A 19,767-nucleotide genomic window follows, 5' to 3' on the forward strand; every position below is an offset into this window, starting at 1 on the left:
GATCGGATCCGCCGGCACAGCGGGGCGTAGAGGTAAAACATTGTTAACCATAATGTCCCTGAAAGGAGTGGCGGCAAGGCCGCACCTCCGATCACCTGCACCGAAGCGAGGATTTCCCGCACCAGGCTGAGGCGCCGGGGCCGGTAAACAGTGCGTTTTGCCTCTTGCGTACTCCCGGGATGCAGAATCCGTGCCAAGCCGCGCGGCTACTCTGCCTTGAAGCTGCGGCCGGTGGCTGCCCAGTAGATTCCGCCGTACAGGTGGTGCAGGAATACCGGATCGCCATAGGTGGCCGGCAGATGGCCGAGCGCGGTGTAGAACGAGCGACCCTGGTCGTAGTTCTGGTACCAGCTGACCGGGTGGAAGCCGCCCATGCCCTTGCTGTGCCGGTCGCCCCACGAGGCCTCCGGCTTGTACGTGCCTTCATCGACCGTCAGCAGGTACCTGAGCTGTTCGGTGCGCGGCGGCCCGAATTCATACCATTCTTCGGTGGCGAGCGAACGCGCGGCAAAGCGCTCCATGCCGGGGAAATTGCGGTCCTCCACTTTCAGCACCGCGGTCTGCACCGCTGGATGCATCTGGAACATGCGGCCCACCAGCCTGGTGTACCACGGCCAGCCGTGCTCCGTATCCGCAGCGCTGTGTACACCCACGTAGCCGCCGCCGGCCTGGATATAGCGCTCGAACGCGGCCTGCTGCTTGTCGTCCAGCACGTCGCCTGTGGTCAGCAGGAACATGACGGCCTGGTACTTGGCCAGCTCCTTGTCGTTAAAGACGCGGTTCGCGTCTTCCGTCCAGAACACCTTGAAGTCGTGCAGCTTGCCCAGGTTCTGGACAGCGGCCACGCCGGCGGGGATGGAATCGTGGTGCCAGGCGGCGGTCTTGGAAAACACCAGTACACTGAACTGCTCGGCATGGGCGCAGGCCGCAGCCGCCAGGCTGCCGCCGGCCAGGAGGGCCGTGAGAAGTCGCTTCATCGGATGTGGAATGGAAGTGGTGGATTCCCGACGCTAACGGAGCGGCCGCGCCTTGTCAACCGTCCATTTGCAGAATGCACGCCGGCCCTCGCGGCGGTTGCCAGCCCACGGCGGGCACCCTACAATAGCGGGCGCGCTGCGGCGCAGCGAGCAACCCGACCTTGAAGGAGCAACGCATGGCTATCCTGGTACGCGCCGGCGTCCTGACCAACTTCCTGGAAGTGGCCCAGCACCTCGGTCTCAATCCGCAAGCCGAGCTGGCCCGCGTCGGCTTGAGCAAATCCATGCTGCTCGATTCCGAGCACGCCATCCCCGCCGCCGCTGCCGTGCAACTGCTGGAGAACGCCGCCGAAGCCAGTTCCTGCCAGACCTTCGGGCTGCGCATGGCCGAATCGCGCCAGCTGTCCGACCTGGGTGCGGTCAGCCTGCTGCTGACGCACCAGCCCACGCTGCGCGACGCGCTGCAGGTGCTGCTCGAATACCGCCACCTGATGAACCGGGCGCTGGCAATCTATGTGGAGGAAACCGGCGGGCTGGCGGTGATCCGCGAAGAAGTGGTGACCGGCTCGCCGGCGCCGCGCCGCCAGGCCACCGAGCTGGCGATCGGCGTGATGGCGCGCCTGTGCGCGAACCTGCTGGCGCAGCACTGGCGCCCGGTGTCGGTAAGCTTCATGCATGACGCGCCGGCCGACCTGCAGCTGCACCGCCGGCTGTTCGGCTGCGACGTGGTGTTCGGGGCCGAGTTCAACGGCATCGCCTGCCCGGCGGCGGCGCTGGCCGCGCCCAACCCGAAGGCCGATCCTGCCATGGCGCAGCTGGCGCGCCGCTATCTCGACACCCTGCAAAAGGAGCGCGACGCCTCGCTCACCTTCGAAGTGCGCAAGGCGGTCTATCTGCTGCTGCCGATGGGACGCGCCACCGCCGAGCAGATTGCGCTGGCACAGGGCATGAACGTGCGCACGCTGCAGCGCCGCCTGGAAGACGAAGGCATCAGCTTCTCGGACCTGGTCAACGACGTGCGGCGCGACCTGGCGCAGCGCTATATGCAAAGTCCGCAATACTCGCTGGCGCGCATTGCGGACTTGCTCGGCTACTCCGTGGCCAGCAGCTTCACGCGCTGGTTCACCGCCCAGTTCGGCGCCACGCCGGCGGCCTGGCGCCAGGCCAACGGCAAGCCTTACCGCGGCTAGGCTGCCGGGCTGCGGCAGCCTGGGCCTTTACATCCAGCGCAGCAGCAACAGCACCAGCGCGGCCAGGAACACGGTTTCGCCCACCATCAGCGCCACCGGCTTGATGCCGACCGCGGCCAGCTCCTTCAGGCGGGTCTTCATGCCCAGCGCGCTGATGGCGATCACCAGGCACCAACGCGAAGCATCGTTGCCGGCCTGCTGCACCGCCTGCGGCACCACGCCGGTGCTATTGAGGCACGCCAGCGCGAAAAAACCCACGGCAAACCAGGGCAGCAGCGGCGGGCGGGCTTGCCCCGGCTGGGCGCCCTGGGCGCGCGCCACCATGGCTGCGCACAAGATCACCGGCAGCAGCATGGCCACCCGCATCAGCTTGACCACGGTGGCCGCGTCACCGGTCTCGCGCGACATGCTGTAGCCGGCCCCTACCACCTGCGCCACATCGTGGATGGTGCCGCCCAGGAAGATGCCCGCTGCCTGCGGCTCGAGGCCGAACACGCGCGCGATCATCGGGTAGGCGATCATCGCCAGCGTCGACAGCGCCGACACCCCGATCACCGTAAACAGCGTGGCGCGCTCCTTCTGCGGATGCGCCGGCAGCGCCGCCGCCAGCGCCAGCGCGGCGGACGCGCCGCAGATCGCGGTGGCGCCGCCGGTCAGCAGGCCGAACAGCTTGTTGAATCCCAGCAGCCGCGCCGCCGCCACCGACAGCGCGATGGTCACCACCACGATGAGCACCACCATGGCCACCGGCTTCCAGCCCAGCGCGGCCATCTGCGCCACCGTCAGGCGCAGGCCAAGCAAGGCCACGCCCAGGCGCAGCACTTCGCGCGAGGTAAATTCGATGCCGGGCTTGCATTTGCCGTCGTCCGAGAGGAAATTGAGCGCCATGCCGAGCAGCAGCGCGAACAGCATCACCGGCGCGCCGTAGTGCCCGGACAGGAAGGCTGCGGCGGCGGCCACCATGGCGCTGACCAGCACGCCGGGGCCGAGATGGCGCGCGTGCGCCATGCCGCGCGCGACCAGGCTGGCGGACGCGGGGGACAAAGTTTGGTTCATCATGGGTGCTCCGTGTAGCCGCGCCGCGACCGGCGCGGCGGTTCAGCAGGCCTGGTCCGGCAGGATCAGATGGACGCCGTCCGGGCCTGTTTCTATGGGATAAACGGCCACCCGCAGCGCCGGCGCATTGCGCAGGCAACCGGTGGCCAGGTCGAAGCGCAGGCCGTGCGCCGGGCACTGCACGGCGCCGTCCTGCACCGTGCCGCCGGCCAGGGACGCGCCCTGGTGCGGACAGCTGTCGGCGATGGCGCGGTAGCTGCCGCCGGCCTCGAACAGCGCAATGCTGTGGCCCCGCAGCGAGAGCACCTTGCGCCCGCCCGCAGGCGGCAGCATGGGCGGCTCCAGCAGCACGCGCACGCCGCTCATGCCGCGCAGCCGCGCTGCAGCGCCATCTGCATGGCCGCCAGCAGCGCTTCAGCCGGCTGAGCGCCGCCCACCTGCAGCCACTGGTCGAACACCAGGTGCGGCACGCCGGACGGCGCCGGGCCGAAGCCGGGCTCGTTGCGGAACGGCCGCATGCCGCCCTGTATGGCGGGCAGCATGGCGCGCGCCGGCAGGCCTGCCGCTTCCGCATGCGCCAGCAGGCCGGCGCCGTCGCACAGGCTTTCGCCAAGCACGAAATGCGCGGCATACAGGCGCTCCAGCAGCATCTCGGCCTGCGCCGCCGAGCCTTCCCGGCAGGCCAGCTGGAACAGGCGGTGCGCGTCGGCCGTGTTGGGCATCAGCGCGATGCGCGCGAAGTCGATCCGCACGCCGGCTAGCCCGGCAGCCTGCATTACCCGCGCCTGCCGCCCCCGCACCGCTTCAGCGCTGCCCAGCCGGTCCCGGTAAAAGGCGGCGAACGGCACGCCTTGCGCCGGCATGTGCGGCAGCAGCTGCACGCCGTGCCAGTGCACCTGCGCTTGCGCCTCCGGCGCAGCGTCGGCCAGCATCTCCAGTGCCCTGGCCAGCTGCCGCTTGCCGATCAGGCACCACGGGCAGATGAAATCGAACCAGGCGTCGATGCGCAATATCCGCGTCATGCCGCACCTCCCTGCGCTATCGCTTCGCTTTCGTAGAAGCGGCGCGCGTGCAGGAACACACAGGCCGCCGCCAGGCTGGCCAACGGGGCCACAAGAAAGGCGTGGCCCAGGCCGAGCCGGTCGGCCAGCGCGCCGGTGATGAAGGGACCCGGCGCCAGTCCTATCAGGTTGTTTGCCAGCGTCAGGGTGGCGAAGGCTGTGCCGTGCATCGAGTCCGGGGTCAGGTTGGCCACCATGGCGCCGGCCGGGCCGGAGGCGCCGGCCGCGAAGAACATGCCGCAACCGATCAGCGCCAGTTGCAGCACGCCGGGCGGCAGCAGCAAGCCGCTGCCCAGCAGCACGGCCGAGGCCAGGCCGTAGGCGGCCGCCAGCGACACCTTGCGCACCGGCTGCACACGCGCCATGCGGTCGCTCAGCATGCCGCACAGGATCATGCCGGCCCCGGCGGCCAGCACCAGCACGGCGGCGCCGGCGCCGGCCCGGCCGGCGTCCAGCCCATAATAGCGGTTCAGGAAACTGGGCATCCAGACGATGCAGGCGCCGCCGGCAAACAGCTGCAGGCCGCTGCCGACGTAGGCGGCGCGCAGCGCGCGGCCCCGGAACAGGTGCGCCAGCGGCGGCCGGGCGGCGGCCGCCGCCCGCGCCCCGGCGCGCCCCATGCGCGCGGGCCGCACCACCAGCGGGTACACGGCCGCCAGCACCAGGCCGAACAGCGCCATGGCGGCAAAGGCCCAGCGCCAGCCTACCTGGGCCGCGATGGCGCCGCCCAGCGCCATCCCCAGTACCGAGCCGAACATGCCGCCGGCCATGAAGGCGCCCGACAGCGTGGCCCGCATATCGCGCGGGAACACCGACAGCACCACGGCGATGCCGACGCTGCCGTATGCCGCCTCGCCCACGCCGACCAGGAAGCGCGCCACGAACATCTGCTGATAGTCCCGCGCCAGCGCGCAGCCCAGCGTGGCCAGGCTCCACAGCGCCGCCATCAGCACCAGGCTCTTGACCCTGCCCCAGCGGTCGGCCAGCAGCGACAGCGGGAATGTCAGCAGGCCGACCATCAGCGCGACGATGCCGCTGAGCAGTCCCAGGCGGGCGTCGCTCAGCTGCCATTCCAGCTTCAGCAGCGGGAACACGGCGTTGAGCACCTGGCGCGACATGTAGTCGGAAATCAGCAGTCCGAAGGTGAGCGCGAACACGGTCCAGGCGAAAGCGCGCGGCAGCGGTGCCGCTTGGTCGGCCTGAAGATCGGGCAATGGAGAGGCGTAGGCCATGGCTGTTCCAGTCAGGTGCGCAGCGGCACGTTCTTCTGGCCGCGCGCGCGGTTGGGGGCCATGCCGTTCATGCGCAGGGTTTCCTCCGCATCTTTGTACTGCACGCCGATGCGGTAGATCTCGCGCGCTTCCTTGCCGGAGGCGATCTCGCGCCCCAGTTCATGCGCCACGCGCACGCACTGCTCGATCTGCTGCACCGACGTCATGCGCTGGCCGTGCTGGCCGATCAGCGTGTCTTCGGTGCCGCAACGCGGGTGGAAGCCCATGGCCATGGCCATCATGTTAAACGGCAGTACGTTCTTCAGCAGGGATTCGGCCGTGATGCAGGCGCCGTCCGGCGCGCGGCGCAGGAAGTCCATGAAGTTGAACGGATTGGGGCCGTCGAAGCCGCCGCCGATGCCGATCCAGGTCAGGTTCAGCGGACCGGTGTAGACGCCCTTGCGCACCAGGCGGTCCAGCGTTTCCAGCGCGTGCATGCCGGTCAGCTGGAAATGCGGCTGGATGCCGGATGCCTGCAGGCGCTTCAGGTGCTCGGCCACCCAGGCCGGTCCGGCCGGCACCGTCATTTCGCTGTAGGCCGCGTGCATCATCGGCGAAGCGAGCGAGGTGCCTTCCAGGTACTCCGGATACAGCAGCTCCATGATGTTCATCTGGGTGGTGTTGATGGCCACCGTCACCTGGTCCGGCTTCGGGTCGAGCTCGGCCAGCATGTGGCGGGTGTCGTCGCTCAGCCACTTGGCGGCCTGGCCGTCGTCCTCCGGCGCGAAGGAGATCGAACCGCCCACCTGGATAATCATATCGGGCACGCGGGCGCGCACGCCGGCGATGAGCTCATTGAACTTGGACAGGCGCTTGCTGCCCTTGCCGTCCAGTTCGCGCACGTGCAGGTGCAGCACGGTGGCGCCGGCGTTATAGCAGTCCACCGCCTTCTGGACCTGTTCTTCCATCGTCACCGGGATGTCTTCGGGGAAGTCTTCCGGCGCCCATTCCGGGCCGTATGGCGCGGTGGTGATGACTACTTTGTCCTGGTTCTCGGGGTGCAGGGAATCGTCGAGAAATTGCATGCTGTGCTCCTGGTTGTTCTTCTGTATTTAGTAGGGGATGTCGCCGATGATGCCCGCCCGTTCCATCTTGCGGTGGCACGGCGGGTAGTCCATCACCGCGTAATGCTGGGTCGAGCGGTTGTCCCAGATCGCCACGCTGCCCGGCTGCCAGCGCCAGCGCACCTGGTACTCGGGGATGCAGGCCTGGCTGATCAGGTAATTGAGCAGCTGCGCGGCGCCCGGGCTGGCGTCCTGGCCGTAGCGCACGCGCTCCGGGGTATGGTAGTTGCTGATATGGGTGGCGAAGGCATTCACGAACAGGATCTTTTCCCCCGTCTCGGGGTGTATCCGCACCACCGGATGCTCGGCGTCCGGGAACTGCGCCTTCAGTGCATGGCGTTTCTCGATCGGCATCACCGCGCCGAAGCTGGCCTCGATGCTGTGGCGGGCGCGCAGGCCTTCGATCTTCAGCTTCACGTCCTGCGGCAGCCTCTCGTAGGCCAGCACCATGTTGGCCCACTTGGTGTCGCCGCCCACCGGCGGGCACTCGACACAGCGCAGCACGGCGCCGAAGGCCGGGGCGTTGCGCCAGGTGCCGTCGGCATGCCAGGCGTTTTCATAGCGGTCGGCAGGCTGCTGCGGCGACTTGTAGATGCGCACCAGGCCCGGATGCTCCGGATCGCTGCCGGCCACCGGGTGGTCCTCCAGCTCGCCGAAGCGGCGCGCGAACGCCACGTGTTCGGCACGCGTGAAGTCCTGCTTGCGCAGGAACAGCACGCGGTGGCGCAGCAGCTGGCTGCGGATTTCGGCGAACAGCCCGTCGTCGTGGATCGCGTCCACCAGGCTCACGCCGGTCAGTTCGGCGCCGATGCTGCAGGTGAGTTGTTCAACTTGCATCGCAGCTCCTTAGATGAGGAAGATGGACGATCCCGTGGTCTTGCGCGCTTCCAGGTCGCGGTGCGCCTGCACCGCCTCTTCCAGAGCATAGCGCTGGTTGATCTCGATGCGGATTTTTCCTTCTCCCACCAAGCCGAACACCTCCGCGGCCAGCGCCGCCTTTTCCTGCGGATCGGCGATGTAGTCGGCCAGCGCCGGGCGCGTGACGAACAGCGAACCCTTTTGCGCCAGCAGGATGGGATCGAACGGCGGCACCGGGCCGGAAGCGGTGCCGACGCACACCAGCAGGCCGCGCCGGCGCAGCGAATCCACCGAACCCATGAAGGTGTCCTTGCCGACCGAGTCGAACACCACGTGCACCCCTTCGCCATTGGTCAGCTCGCGCACACGGCCGGCCACGTCCTCGCGGCTGTAGTCGATGGTGTGGGCGCAGCCGTGGGCCCGCGCGATCTCAGCCTTGGCCGCGCTGCCCACGGTGCCGATCACGTTCAGGCCGAGCAGCCTGGCCCATTGCGCCACGATCAGCCCCACGCCGCCGGCCGCCGCGTGCAGCAGGATGGTTTGGCCAGGCTTGAAGTCGTAGATGCGGCGCATCAGGTAGGCCGAGGTCAGGCCGCGCATGGTCATGGCGGCCGCCGTTTCAAAGGCAATGGTGTCGGGCAGCTTGATCAGCGGCGCGGCGGCGATGACACGCTCGGAGCAGTAGGCGCCCAGCGTATTCAGGAAACCGGTATAGGTGACGCGGTCGCCCGGCGCCAGGCCGGTAACGCCCTCGCCCAGCGCCGTCACCACGCCGGACGCTTCCACGCCGATGCCGTTCGGCGTCGGCACCGGATAAGTGCCGTTGCGGAAGTAGGTGTCCGCGTAGTTCAGGCCCACCGCCACGTGGCGCACCCGCACCTGGCCGGGGCCGGGATCGCCCACGTCGAGCTGTTCCAGCTTGAGTACTTCCGGTCCGCCCGGGGAATAAAACCTTACTGCCTTTGCCATCCTGCTCTCCTCTGGTTCTTTCTGCTTTGGTCTGGTTCCGTGATATCAATATAACGCCGGGGTCAGCCTTGCGCGTCGCATGCGGCGACAGCGGCTTCGCTTTTTACGACAGGCGCGCCACCAGCTCCCTGGCGCGCGGCCACGGGCCATAGCCCGATGCCGGATTCAGGTGCCCGGCCTCGCCCAGCGCCACCAGCTCGCCGCCCCATGCCGCCGCCATCTCTTGCACCGCATCCAGCCTGGCCAGCGGATCATTGCTGCTGGCGGCCACGATGCAGGGGAAAGGCAACGGCTGCATCGGCAAAGGCGACCAGCCTTGTTCCGCCAGCGTGGCCGGGCTGGGATATTTGGCCGGCCAGTCCGCCCCCAGGTCGGGCGGCGTGGCGAGCAGCGCGCCGCGCACCTTGCCGCCCGCGCTGCCGTGCCGCGCAGCCCAGTGCACCACCATCAGCACGCCGGCGCTGTGCGCCACCAGCACCACCGGGCCATCGATTTGCGCCAGCTGGGCAGAAATCGCCTCCACCCGGGCCTGCAGGCAGAGCGCGTTCTCGGTCAGCGGCGGCACCGAGCGCGCTCCCGCCACCTGCTGCTGCAGCAAGCTCTGCCAGTGTTCCCGCACATGGTCGCGCAGGCCTGGAACGATCAGCAAAACCGCTTTCTCCTTGGTCATCGCCCTCTCCTCAGGCCGGCAGGCGGTAGTCGCGGAACATCTCGCGCAGCTTCATCTTCTGCAGCTTGCCGGTGGCCGTATGCGGCAACTGTTCGACGAACTGCACGTCGTCCGGCAGCCACCAGCTGGCCACCTTGCCCTCCAGGTGAGCGCGCAGTTCGGCGCCGCTGGCCTGGGCGCCGGCTTTCAGCACCACCACCAGCAGCGGCCGTTCCTGCCACTTTTCGTGCGCCACGCCGATCACGGCCGCCTCGGCCACCGCCGGGTGGCCCATGGCCGCGTTCTCCAGGTCGATCGACGAGATCCACTCGCCGCCGGACTTGATCACGTCCTTGGCGCGGTCGGTGATGTGCATATAGCCGTCCGGGTCGATGGTGGCCACGTCGCCGGTATCGAACCAGCCGTCCGCGTCCAGCACCTCCCCGCCGTCGCCGCGGTAGTAGCCGGCGGCCACCCAGGGTCCGCGCACCAGCAGGCGGCCGGAAGCCTTGCCGTCGCGCGCCAGTTCCCGGTCCTCGTCGTCGACGATCTTCATGGCCACGCCGAACACGGCGCGGCCCTGCTTCTCGCGCAGCCTCATTTGCCCGGCCGGGCCCAGCGCCGCATGGCGCGGCAGCAGGCGGCACACCGCGCCCAAGGGCGACAGCTCCGTCATGCCCCAGGCGTGGATCACCTCGGCCCCGAACACTTCGGCAAAGGTGGCGATCATGGCGCCCGGCGCGGCCGAGCCGCCGATCAGCACGCGGCCCAGCAGCAGCTCGGCGCGCGGCCGCAGCTTCTCCTGCTCCACGTGGCGGAACAGGGCCAGCCACACGGTGGGCACGCCCAGCGCCAGGGTCACGCCCTCGTCGCGCAGCAGCGCATACACGCTGGCGCCGTCCAGCGCCGGCCCGGGAAACACCAGCTTGGCGCCGCACATGGCCCCCGCGTACGGCATGCCCCAGGCGTTGACGTGGAACATGGGCACCACCACCAGCGCCGTCTCGGCCGCGCCCAGGCCCATGCCGTCCACCGTGCAGGCGGCCATGGCGTGCAGCACCGTCGAACGGTGCGAATACAGCACGCCCTTGGGGTTGCCGGTGGTGCCGGAGGTGTAGCACAGCGCGCAGGCGCTGTCTTCCGGCAGCATCGGCCACTCGTAGTCGGCGCTTTCAGCGCCCATCCACTCTTCGTAGCACAGCAGCTTGGGCAGCGCGCAGGAAGGCATGTGCTGGCGGTCCGTCATGGCCACGTAGCATTTCACGTTTGGCAGCCTGGGGGCCAGCTGCTCGAGCAGCGGCGCGAACCCGATGTCGAAGAACACCACCTCGTCGTCCGCGTGGTTGACGATGTACTCGAGCTGCTCGGCAAACAGGCGCGGGTTCACGGTGTGCAGCACCGCCCCCATGCCGGCCACCGCGTAGTACAGCTCCATGTGGCGATAGCCATTCCAGGCCAGCGTGGCGACGCGGTCGCCGGGCTTGATCCCCATGCGCACCAGCGCATTGGCCGCCTGCCTGGCGCGCTGCGCCACGGCGCCGTAACTGGTGCGATGCAGCGGGCCTTCGCTGCTGCGCGAGACGAGCTCGGCACGCGGATGGTTGCGTGCCGCGTGCTCGATCAGCGACGACACGAGCAGGGGCTGTTGTTGCATATTTCCTAGCATATCCATATTCTCCGGTTGATCTCAATTGAAAGCCGTGGCCGGCTGCGGCGGCGAATTCAGCGCGCGCCGCACCGTGGCGGCGTACCAGCGTCCCCCCTGCAGCCCGGGAATACCGCGCCGGTTCAGCACCGCCGCAATGGCGTTGAAGGACAGGCCGGACGCACGCAAGGCATCGATGTCGGCGCGCAGGCGCTGTTCCAGCTGCGCGAGCCGGCTCGGCCGTGCGCGCTGCGTGCCCATCACTTCACCCGCTTCAGCAGGAAGTACGACAGCGCCGGGACCAGCACCAGGGCACCCACCATGTTCAGCGCGAACATGAACGTCAGCAGGATGCCCATGTCGGCCTGGAACTTGATCGGCGACCAGGCCCAGCACACCACGCCGGCGGCCAGCGTCACGCCCACCAGCGCCACCACCTTGCCGGTGAACTGCAGCGCGTGGCGGTAGGCCTGGGCCAGGGAGGCGCCCTGCCGCTGCTGCGCCAGCTGCACCGATACCAGGTACAGCGCATAATCGATGCCGATGCCCACGCCCAGCGCGATCACCGGCAAAGTGGCCACCTTCACGCCCATGCCCAGCGCCACCATCAGCGCCTCGCACAGGATGGAGGTCAGCACCAGCGGCAGCACCGCCACCAAGGTGGCGCGCCAGCTGCGGAAAGTGATGAAGCACAGCACGGTGACGGCGGCGTACACGTACAGCAGCATTTTGGCGTTGGCTTCCCTGACCACGATGTTGGTGGCCGCTTCGATGCCGGCGCTGCCGGCCGCCAGCAGGAATTGGCGCTCCGGCGTGGAATGCGCCTTGGCGAAGCCGTCGGCCGCCGCCACCACCTTCTCCAGCGTGCCGGCCTTGTGGTCGGACAGGTAGGCGATCACCGGCATCAGCGAGCAGGAACGGTTGAACAGGTCGGGATTGCTGGTGGAGGCCTGCTGGGCCCCGTAGTTCAGCACATTCTGGTCGCGCGACAGCGTCAGCCATTTCGGGCTGCCCTCCGAGGCGCCGGCCGTGATCTGGCGCACCGCGTCGGCCAGCGACACGGTGGTCTGCACGCCGGGCACCTGCTGCAGCGTCCAGCCCAGGCGGTCGGCCTCGACCAGACTCTGCCAGTCCAGGCATTTCTCCTTCGGCGTTTTCAGCATCACCGCGAACTGGTCGGACGACAGCGAGTAATTGGCCGTGATGTAGGCGTTGTCGCGGTTGTAGCGCGAATCGGCGCGCAGCTCCGGCGCGCCCGGATCGAGGTCGCCCACCTGCAGGCGGCTGGACACGGCCAGGCCGCCGGCCGCCAGCGCCACCGCCGCGCCCACGGCGATGGATGCGCGCTTCTTGCCGGTAAAGCTGGCCAGCGCCGCCCACAGGCCGCCTGCGCCCTCCGCTTCGGTCTGCAGGCTGCGCTGGGCCGAGCGGGCCGACACGCCGATGCAGGAGAGCAGCACCGGCAACAGCAGCAGGTTGGTGAAGATGAGCACCGCCACGCCGATCGATGCGGCCAGCGCCAGGTCGCGGATGACGGGAATGTCGATGGCCATCAGCACGGCGAAACCGACGGCGTCGGCCAGCAGCGCCGTCAGGCCGGCCAGGAACAGGCGGCGGAAAGTGTAGCGCGCGGCCACCTGCAGGTGGGTGCCGCGCCCCACGTCCTGCATGATGCCGTTCATCTTCTGCGCGCCGTGCGACACGCCGATGGCGAACACCAGGAATGGCACCAGGATGGAGAAGGGATCGAGTTCGAAGCCAAGCGCGGCCACCAGTCCCAGCTGCCACACCACGGCCACCAGCGAGCAGGCCACCACCAGCGCGGTGGAGCGCACGCAGCGCGTGTAGCCGTAGATGACGGCCGTGGCAATCAGCGCGGCCATGCCGAAGTAGGCCAGCACCTGGCGCATGCCCGACAGCAGCTCGCCCACCAGGCGCGCGAAGCCGATCACGTGGACGCGCACCGCAGCCGGTCCCTGCTCGTACTTGCGCATCAGCGCATCCACCGCAGCCGTCAGCCGGCCGTAGTCGATGGCCTTGCCGCTCACCGGGTCCTTGTCCAGCAGCGGCACGAAGACCATGGTGGACCGGTAGTTGTTGCCCACCAGGCCGCCGACGATGCCGGAGCGCGCGATGTTGGTGCGTAACTGTTCGACGCTGCGCGGCGAGCCGTCGTAATTATCCGGCATCACCGAGCCGCCGGCGTAGCCCTCCTCGGTCACTTCGTTCCAGCGCACCGACGGCGTCCACATCGACTTGACCCAGGCGCGGTCCACGCCGGGCGTGAGGAAGAGCGCGTCGTTGATCTGGCGCAGCGTGTCCAGGTAGGCCGCGTCGAAGATGTCGCCGCGCGGATTCTCCACCACCACGCGCAGCGCGTTGCCCAGGCCGCGCAGCTCCTGCTTGTTGTCCAGGTAGTTCTTGATGTAGGGATGGCTTTGCGGCAGCATGCGCTCGAAGCTGGCGTTAAGCGTGAGCCGCGTCGCGGCCAGCCAGCCCAGCACCAGCGTGGCCAGCACGCACAGTATCACCATCGCCATGCGCCGGTTGAACACCAGCCGCTCCAGCAGGCTGCCCGAGCGGGGGTTAAAGTCTTCCAGCTTGCGGATCACCGGCATGTCGCCGATGCCGCTATTGCCCATATCCATAGTTGTCTCCAGTTGCCGGCTTGCGCGCTGCGCAGCCGGCTGTTGTTTCCGGGGCTCTTAGTGGGCCGCCTGCACCTGCAGGCCGCGCGGCCCGCCCACCAGCACGCGCCCGTCCGGCAACGCCAGCGCCGCGGCCGCCGGCGCCGGCCTATCCTGCCTCACCGGCGCGAAGGTGGCGCCGCCGTCGGCGCTGCGCAGCACGTGGCCGGCCTGGCTTAGCAGCAGCAGCGCGCCGTCGTTTAGCACGGCGCCCGCCGTCAGACCGGTTTGCACGCCGGTCTGCGCGCGGCGCCAGTTCTGGCCGCCGTCGCCGCTGGCGTAGGCATTGCCGCGCAAGCCAAAGGCCAGCACCGTGGTGCCCTTGCCCGCCAAGCCGAAGAAACTGCCTTTGTAGGGCGACGGCAGCGCCGCAAAGCGGCCATCCGCGCCACGCTTGAGCAGCAGGCCCTGTTCGCCGGCGATGTAGACGGCGCCACCGACGCGGCGCACGGCGTTCAGGTGCAGGCCATTCGGGTTGTCCAGCAAGTCTTCGCAATGGCGCCACCGCGCGCCGCCGTCGTCAGTGCACAGCGCCAGGCCGAAGGCGCCCACCGCCATGCCGTTGCGGTCATCGTCGAACCAGACGCCCAGCAGCGGCCGGCCCTGCCCTTGCGGGTCCGCGCGGCCGTCGGCCTGGCGCGTCCAGCTGGCGCCGGCGTCGGCGCTGTGCAGCACCACGCCATCGTGGCCCACGGCCCAGCCCTGCAGCGATCCGACGAAGGCGATAGCGGTCAGGTCGGCCGATACCGGCACCCGCGCCTGGCGCCAGGTGGCGCCGCGGTCATCCGAATACAGGATGTGGCCGCGCTGGCCGGCCGCCACCAGGCGCTGGCCTGCTGCGGCCAGGCCGTTGACGGGAGCGCGCTGCGCCAGCGGCGAGGGCACGGCCGGCGCGTCGAGCGGATCGATAAAGGCCGGTGCGGCGTGCGCGCCTTGCAGCAGGATGGCGGCGCAGGCGCAGGCGCACGCGCGGCGGACGTTCCGGGCAATCTGTTTCATGGTGTGATCTCGAAAAAGTGGCGCTGCCGCCCCGCTGGCGCGGGACGGCGCTGGTCTCGGTGGACTGCGGCCGGGTTCAGCGTACGCCGGCGCCCGACAGCGACTCGGCCGACCATTGCGACGGCTTGAGCGGATCGATGTATTTCAGGCCGCCGTGCGGTCCGGACATGCCGGTCAGGTTGTAGGCCCCGCTGATGAAGTCGTAGATCACGTGGTTGCCGGTGTAGGTCGCCTGCACGTCGTAGGCGTACACCATGTGGTCGAACGAAGCGCGGTACAGCTGGCCGCGCGCATCGTACTGGTCCGAAGCCAGCGCCACCCAGCTGTCCTCGTCGATGTAGAACACGCGCTTGCTGTAGATATGGCGCTTGCCCGGCTTGAGCACTGCTTCCACCACCCATACGCGGTGCAGTTCCCAGCGCACGAAGTCCGGGTTCAGGTGGCCCGGCTTGACGATCTCGCCCACTTCCTTGTGGCCGAACAGCTTGTACTGGTTGTACGGCACGATCATTTCCTTCTTGCCCACCAGCTTGAAGTCGTAGCGGTCCAGCGCGCCGTTGAAGACCCAGGCGTCGTCGTAGGTGGAGGCGCCGGCCGAACCCGGGTTCGGGGTATCGTAGGCCACGTCCGGCGCCAGCTTGACGCGCCGCTGGCCCGGCAGGTATTGCCACACGCGGCGCGGCTGCACCGCCGGATTGACCGCGTCGAAGGCCATCAGCGCCTCGCCGGCGCGGCGGGCCGGCGCCAGGTAGGCCAGGCGGGTGCGGAAGAACACGTCGCCCTGCTTGGCCGGCTCGGTGATCTTCGGGTCGGCCAGCGGGAACTCTTCCGAAATCTCGCCCATGGTGGCCAGGCTGGGCACGCCGGACGCGTCCACGTTCCACGATTCAAATTTGGTGGTGAAGGCCTGGCCCTGGTAGCGCAGCAGGTGGTTCCACATCACCTCGTTGCCGGTTTTCGGGATCGGGAACGGCACGCCCGCCAGCGCGCCCTCCACGCCCACGCCGCCATCCACCGAGCGCGCCGTGACGGCGTTCCTGGCGGTGTTCTCCAGCAGCGCCTTGGGCAGGGTCACCGGACGGCGGGTCGGATAGACGTCGACGCGGAAGCCGGGGAAGCGCTTGAGCAGCTCGCGCGCGCCGGCGGTCAGCTTGTCTTCCATGCCGTGCATGTCCTTGCCGGTGATGCTCAGGCGCGGCTTGTCGGCCGCGTACGGGTCGGGACGGAAGCCGCTGCCCTTGACGTAGCCGGCCGGCGGCGCACCCAGGCCGCCGGTGTACTCGGGTATGGTGCCGTCCTTGTTGCCGGCCTTCTCGGCCCCCACGGCGGTCAGCGCCGCGCCCAGCTGCCTGGCTTCCTCGGGCGTGACTGCCGCTAGCGCGGCGTTTCCGGCCAGCAGCGCAGCCAGCGCTGCCGCCAATGCGGTTCGATGCATGTTCATAGTGTCTCCTGTTGTCTTTTTTAGAAAGTGGTCTTGAAGGTGGCGGCCAGGAAGCCGCGGTCGCGCAGCAGCGCCGTCACGCCCGCATTCGAGGTGATGGCGCCGCTCGCCGGATCGGTGGCGACCGGGCCGAAGAAGTCCACGTACTTGATGTCGAAGCGGTACTTCTGGCGCAAGTCGAAGGCCAGGCCCACGCTCAGGCTGCCGGCGTCCTTGTTGCCGCCGGCCTGCACCTGCGAGTTGCCCGACAGGCCGCGCCCATAGCTGAGCGGCATGCTCAGGTCCAGGCCCGGCAGCACCTGGAACCAGGTCGGCGACACGTTTACCGTCAGGCCCACGTAGTCCTTGCCCGGCTTGTCGATCCCGGTGTAGCTGGCGCGGCCGCGGTAGAAGGCGGCGCCCTGGCTGATGCTGCCCAGCCGGCTCCACACCATTTCGGCGTTCCAGGTCAGCGCGTCCGACAGCGGCGTCTGCGCCATGGTGCCGATCAGGTTCAGCGCGCCGTGCCAGGTGTTGCCGCGCGCGCCGCTCGCCTCGCCGCGCTGCGGCAGCGCGCCCGCCGCCACCACCACGGCGCCGCCCACCTTGGCGTTCAGCGCGGCCAGGATGGCCGGACTGGTCCCCACCGGCATCAGCAGCGCCGGGGTGCTGTACAGCGGCATGCCGGTGCGGTAGGACAGGTCGGCGCCCAGCGACACGCCGGCCACGCTCTTGGACAGCGACAGGCCGTACACGCCGATGCCGTTCGCATACTCCAGCTGGTAGCGGCTGGTGGCGCCCAGCGCCGCCGGGTAGAACAAGCAGTTGCCGCCAGCCACGGCCGCACCCGGGATGGCGGCGGTGCACAAGGCCGCGCCGCTGGGACCGAACAGCGCGGCCGGCAGGCCGGCCAGGCGCAGGTTAGCCTGTGGCAGCATGTCCGAGGTGCGGCGCGCGTAGACGCCCACGGTGCCGTCCAGCCAGGCCGGGCTCCAGCGCGCCGACACGCCCCAGTCGCCCGACTTCTTCGGTTCGCTGTCGCCCTGGCGCTGCGCGGCCGGACCGAGCGGGCCGAGATTGAAGCTCTCCGCGCCCTGGAAGGCGTAGTCGAAGAAGCCCAGGAAGGAGCCCGATTCCGGCATGCGGGCCGGCTTCCAGTCCAGGAAGTATTGCGCCGCCAGGCTCAGTTGCGTGCTGGGCGACATCTGTACTGAGGCGGCCGCGCGCGGCAGGAACAGTTCCTTGGCGTCCGAACCGGGCACCGAATAGGCCTTGATGAAGTCCACCGGCGACTGGCCGAAGCTGATGCCGTGCACCGGCGAGCTGAGGCTCTCGCCCCAGAACAGCGTGTGGCGGCCCAGCTTCAGGTTGACCGGCATGTCGCCTGCGTCGAAGCCGGCGAAGACGAAGGCGTCCAGCACCTCGCCGGAGGCGCCGCCGTGGTAGCGCCTGGCGTACCGGGACAGGCCGACGGCCGGTTTGCCGTTCTCCAGGTGGTTGGACGAGGCGGGGTTGGTGTTGTCCAGCCGGCGGTAGGCGCGGTCGTACCAGCCTGCGGCCGACACGCGCAAGCCCATGCGCCGCTGGTAGACCACGTCGAACTCGCTCAGCAGGTCGACCCGGCTGGACACCGTGCCCTTGTTGAAGTTGCGGTCGCCGTCGTCGTAGTTGGCCGACTTGAGGATGGCCCCCTCCTGGCTGTTCAGACGGTGTCCGTAGTTGTACTTGACGGTGTTATCCCAGCGCATCGCCAGATCCGGATTGCCGGTCTCCAGTTCGCCGGCCCGGACGCCGCCGATGGCGCCGATGGCGCACAGGGCCGCAGCCAGCGCGGTCTTCGCAACGGGATGTTGTGCCTTGGTCATGCTTGTGTCTCCCCCTCGTTATTGGTATGTGGTGGGCGCTGCCGGACCATGCATGGCGGGCCGGTCAACGTGAGGGAATAGTAGGGCTCGGGGAAAGAAACGGCATTGCCAATTCACGACGGCGACTTCGCAATTTGCGACAAGCCGAAGTGCCAGGGCGTGTTTTGTTGCGGCCCGCAGCGCAGCATGATTCGATTCGGAGCTGGCTTGCTGCGCGATTTCCGCAGTGCGCGCACACTGATGGCTGGCCCGGTCAACTAACGAAAGGAGCCATCATGACTTTCACCACCAATGGGCGCTCGTCATCGGTCTGGATGGACGATGCATCCGAGCTCAACTATCCACCGCTGCCCGGCGACCTCGACACCGACGTGTGCGTGATCGGCGCCGGCATTGCCGGCCTGACCACGGCCTATCTGCTGATGAAGGAAGGCAAGCGGGTTACCGTGATCGACGCGCTGGGCGTGGGCGCGGGCGAAAGCGGCAGGACCACCGCCCACTTTTTCCCGCCCGATGAATGGTATGCCGGCATTGAGGAGAAGTTCGGCGCCAGGCAGTCCAGGCTGGTTGCCGACAGCTACGGGCGGGCGATCCGGCTGGTCGAGGAAATTGTTGCCCGCGAAGCCATCGAGTGCGGCTTCGAACGCCTGGACGGCTATTTGTTCAACCTGCCGGGCGGCAAGGAAAAAGACCTCGCGGCGGAAGTCCAGGCGGCCGTGCGCGCCGGCGTGCAGGCCGGCCTGGGCGACCGCGTGCCGGGCCTGCCGTTCGATACCGGGCCTTGCGTCCGCTATCATGCCCAGGCGCAGTTCCACCCGGTGCAATACCTGGTGGGCTTGGCGGGCTGCCTGGCCCGCAACGGGGCCGGCATTTATGCCCGTACGCCCGCCTTGCAGGTCGAACAGACCGACCACGGCCAGCGCATCAGCACGCCGCATGGCCGCATCCTGGCCGGCGTGGTGGTGGTGGCGACCAACACGCCGTTCAACAACCGGGTGGTGATGCACACCAAGCAAGCCGGCTACCGCAGCTACGTGATCGGCGCCCTGGTGCCGGCGGGCAGCGTGCCGCGCATCTTGCTGTGGGACACCGGAAGCCCCTACCACTACATCCGCCTGCACAGCCTGTGGCACCGGCCCAGCCACGAGCTGCTGCTGGTCGGCGGTGCGGACCACAAGGTCGGCCAGGACTGGCATCCCGAACACTGCTTCGCCGAGCTCGAACAATGGACGCGCTCCCGCTTCCCGATGGCGCTGTCGGTGGAATACCGCTGGTCCGGCGAAGTGATGGAGCCGGCGGACGGCCTGGCCTTCCTCGGCCGCAACCCGCTCGACAGCGACAGCGTCTACATCATCACCGGCGATTCGGGCAACGGCATGACGCACACGGCTATCGGTGCCATGATCATCCGCGACATGGTGATGCGGCGCGCGAATCCCTGGATCGCGCTGTACGATCCGGCCCGCAAGGCCACGCACGGACTGGGCGAATTCGCCAGGGAACAGGCCAACACCGTGTCCCAGTACGCCGACTGGATGAAAGGGGGCGAGGTCGAATCGGCCGCCGAGATTCCGCCCGGACAAGGCGCCATCGTGCGCGACGGCGCGGCCAAGCTGGCGGTTTACCGCGATGACGAAGGCGGCCTGCATGCGGTGTCGGCGAGGTGCACCCATCTCGGCTGCCAGGTGCACTGGAATTCGGTGGAGCGCTCCTGGGATTGCCCCTGCCACGCCTCGCGCTTCGCCACCGACGGCGCGGTGCTGCATGGTCCGGCCAACACGCCGCTAAAGGCCGCGCAGCTGCCGGCGATTGACGATGCGGCGGTGCGCGCAGCCGCCGGCGCCGCCAGCGGCATCGCTTCCGGCACCCTGCGCAAATAGGCGCCGCCATCGCTGCGCGCGCCACGCCGGGTGCGCCATGGCCCGGTGTGGCGGACCGATCCAGCGCGTGCCGAGCCGGATCGTGAAACGCTCATCCGGTTGATTGAATGGAGGGTCAATCAAGAATTGTTGAGGAGTAAGCTTGCGTGCTCGTCTTAAGCAATAGGGGGGCACGA

Annotated in this window: 17 protein-coding genes and 1 pseudogene; 3 read left to right on the forward strand and 15 right to left on the reverse strand. The window is 68.7% G+C overall.

Features of this window, described 5'->3' with window-relative positions; genetic code table 11:
* Positions 1–206 precede the first annotated feature (206 nt).
* Entirely contained in the window at positions 207–977 is a 771-nt protein-coding gene (locus tag AC6H42_RS03255; RefSeq protein ID WP_057156291.1) for a ThuA domain-containing protein, read from the reverse strand.
* 176 nt (positions 978–1,153) lie between these two features.
* Between AC6H42_RS03255 and AC6H42_RS03260 the strand changes: the two are divergent.
* A pseudogene (locus tag AC6H42_RS03260) lies at positions 1,154–1,750 on the forward strand (AraC family transcriptional regulator); the annotation flags it as partial.
* A 174-nt stretch (positions 1,751–1,924) separates the two neighbouring features.
* The gene (locus tag AC6H42_RS03265; protein ID WP_497547435.1) at positions 1,925–2,167 is read left to right on the forward strand and encodes a helix-turn-helix transcriptional regulator; all 243 of its coding nucleotides are present in this window, start codon (positions 1,925–1,927) and stop codon (positions 2,165–2,167) included.
* Positions 2,168–2,194: 27 nt separating this feature from the next.
* Here AC6H42_RS03265 and AC6H42_RS03270 read toward each other — a convergent pair whose 3' ends face one another.
* From AC6H42_RS03270 to AC6H42_RS03335, 14 genes are all read right to left on the reverse strand, one after another.
* Positions 2,195–3,226 carry a YeiH family protein gene (locus AC6H42_RS03270; protein WP_497547395.1) on the reverse strand — a complete coding sequence of 344 codons (1,032 nt, stop codon included), beginning with the start codon at positions 3,224–3,226 and terminating at the stop codon, positions 2,195–2,197.
* Positions 3,227–3,265: 39 nt separating this feature from the next.
* A complete protein-coding gene (locus AC6H42_RS03275) occupies positions 3,266–3,589 on the reverse strand; it encodes a Rieske (2Fe-2S) protein (protein ID WP_057156289.1) in 324 nt (107 codons plus the stop codon).
* Positions 3,586–4,245: a DsbA family protein gene (locus tag AC6H42_RS03280; RefSeq protein ID WP_497547396.1), complete on the reverse strand. Its 660-nt coding sequence runs from the start codon at positions 4,243–4,245 to the stop codon at positions 3,586–3,588. Before AC6H42_RS03280 ends, AC6H42_RS03275 begins: the two co-directional genes overlap by 4 nt.
* Positions 4,242–5,516 carry an MFS transporter gene (locus AC6H42_RS03285; protein ID WP_497547397.1) on the reverse strand — a complete coding sequence of 425 codons (1,275 nt, stop codon included), beginning with the start codon at positions 5,514–5,516 and terminating at the stop codon, positions 4,242–4,244. Before AC6H42_RS03285 ends, AC6H42_RS03280 begins: the two co-directional genes overlap by 4 nt.
* A gap of 11 nt (positions 5,517–5,527) precedes the next feature.
* Entirely contained in the window at positions 5,528–6,580 is a 1,053-nt protein-coding gene (locus tag AC6H42_RS03290; RefSeq protein WP_057156286.1) for a beta-keto acid cleavage family enzyme, read from the reverse strand.
* A 27-nt stretch (positions 6,581–6,607) separates the two neighbouring features.
* A complete protein-coding gene (locus tag AC6H42_RS03295) occupies positions 6,608–7,456 on the reverse strand; it encodes a TauD/TfdA dioxygenase family protein (protein ID WP_497547398.1) in 849 nt (282 codons plus the stop codon).
* A gap of 9 nt (positions 7,457–7,465) precedes the next feature.
* Entirely contained in the window at positions 7,466–8,446 is a 981-nt protein-coding gene (locus tag AC6H42_RS03300) for a quinone oxidoreductase family protein (protein ID WP_497547399.1), read from the reverse strand.
* Positions 8,447–8,549: 103 nt separating this feature from the next.
* Complete coding sequence (locus AC6H42_RS03305; protein ID WP_497547400.1) at positions 8,550–9,116, reverse strand: RBBP9/YdeN family alpha/beta hydrolase; 567 nt, start codon at positions 9,114–9,116, stop codon at positions 8,550–8,552.
* A gap of 10 nt (positions 9,117–9,126) precedes the next feature.
* On the reverse strand, positions 9,127–10,761 hold the full coding sequence (locus AC6H42_RS03310; RefSeq protein ID WP_497547401.1) for a 3-(methylthio)propionyl-CoA ligase: 1,635 nt from the start codon (positions 10,759–10,761) through the stop codon (positions 9,127–9,129).
* Between the two features lie 21 nt (positions 10,762–10,782).
* On the reverse strand, positions 10,783–11,001 hold the full coding sequence (locus AC6H42_RS03315) for a recombinase family protein (protein WP_057156282.1): 219 nt from the start codon (positions 10,999–11,001) through the stop codon (positions 10,783–10,785).
* Entirely contained in the window at positions 11,001–13,388 is a 2,388-nt protein-coding gene (locus AC6H42_RS03320) for an efflux RND transporter permease subunit (RefSeq protein ID WP_497547402.1), read from the reverse strand. The genes AC6H42_RS03315 and AC6H42_RS03320 overlap by 1 nt, the downstream gene beginning before the upstream one ends.
* Before the next feature lie 57 nt (positions 13,389–13,445).
* A complete protein-coding gene (locus AC6H42_RS03325; RefSeq protein WP_057156281.1) occupies positions 13,446–14,426 on the reverse strand; it encodes a WD40/YVTN/BNR-like repeat-containing protein in 981 nt (326 codons plus the stop codon).
* A gap of 76 nt (positions 14,427–14,502) precedes the next feature.
* Positions 14,503–15,867: a DUF1329 domain-containing protein gene (locus AC6H42_RS03330; protein WP_057156280.1), complete on the reverse strand. Its 1,365-nt coding sequence runs from the start codon at positions 15,865–15,867 to the stop codon at positions 14,503–14,505.
* 20 nt (positions 15,868–15,887) lie between these two features.
* A complete protein-coding gene (locus tag AC6H42_RS03335) occupies positions 15,888–17,711 on the reverse strand; it encodes a DUF1302 domain-containing protein (RefSeq protein ID WP_057156279.1) in 1,824 nt (607 codons plus the stop codon).
* Between the two features lie 275 nt (positions 17,712–17,986).
* Between AC6H42_RS03335 and AC6H42_RS03340 the strand changes: the two genes are divergently transcribed.
* On the forward strand, positions 17,987–19,591 hold the full coding sequence (locus AC6H42_RS03340; RefSeq protein WP_057156278.1) for an FAD-dependent oxidoreductase: 1,605 nt from the start codon (positions 17,987–17,989) through the stop codon (positions 19,589–19,591).
* Positions 19,592–19,767: the final 176 nt, after the last annotated feature.

This window comes from Massilia sp. NBRC 108631 (assembly GCF_059704565.1).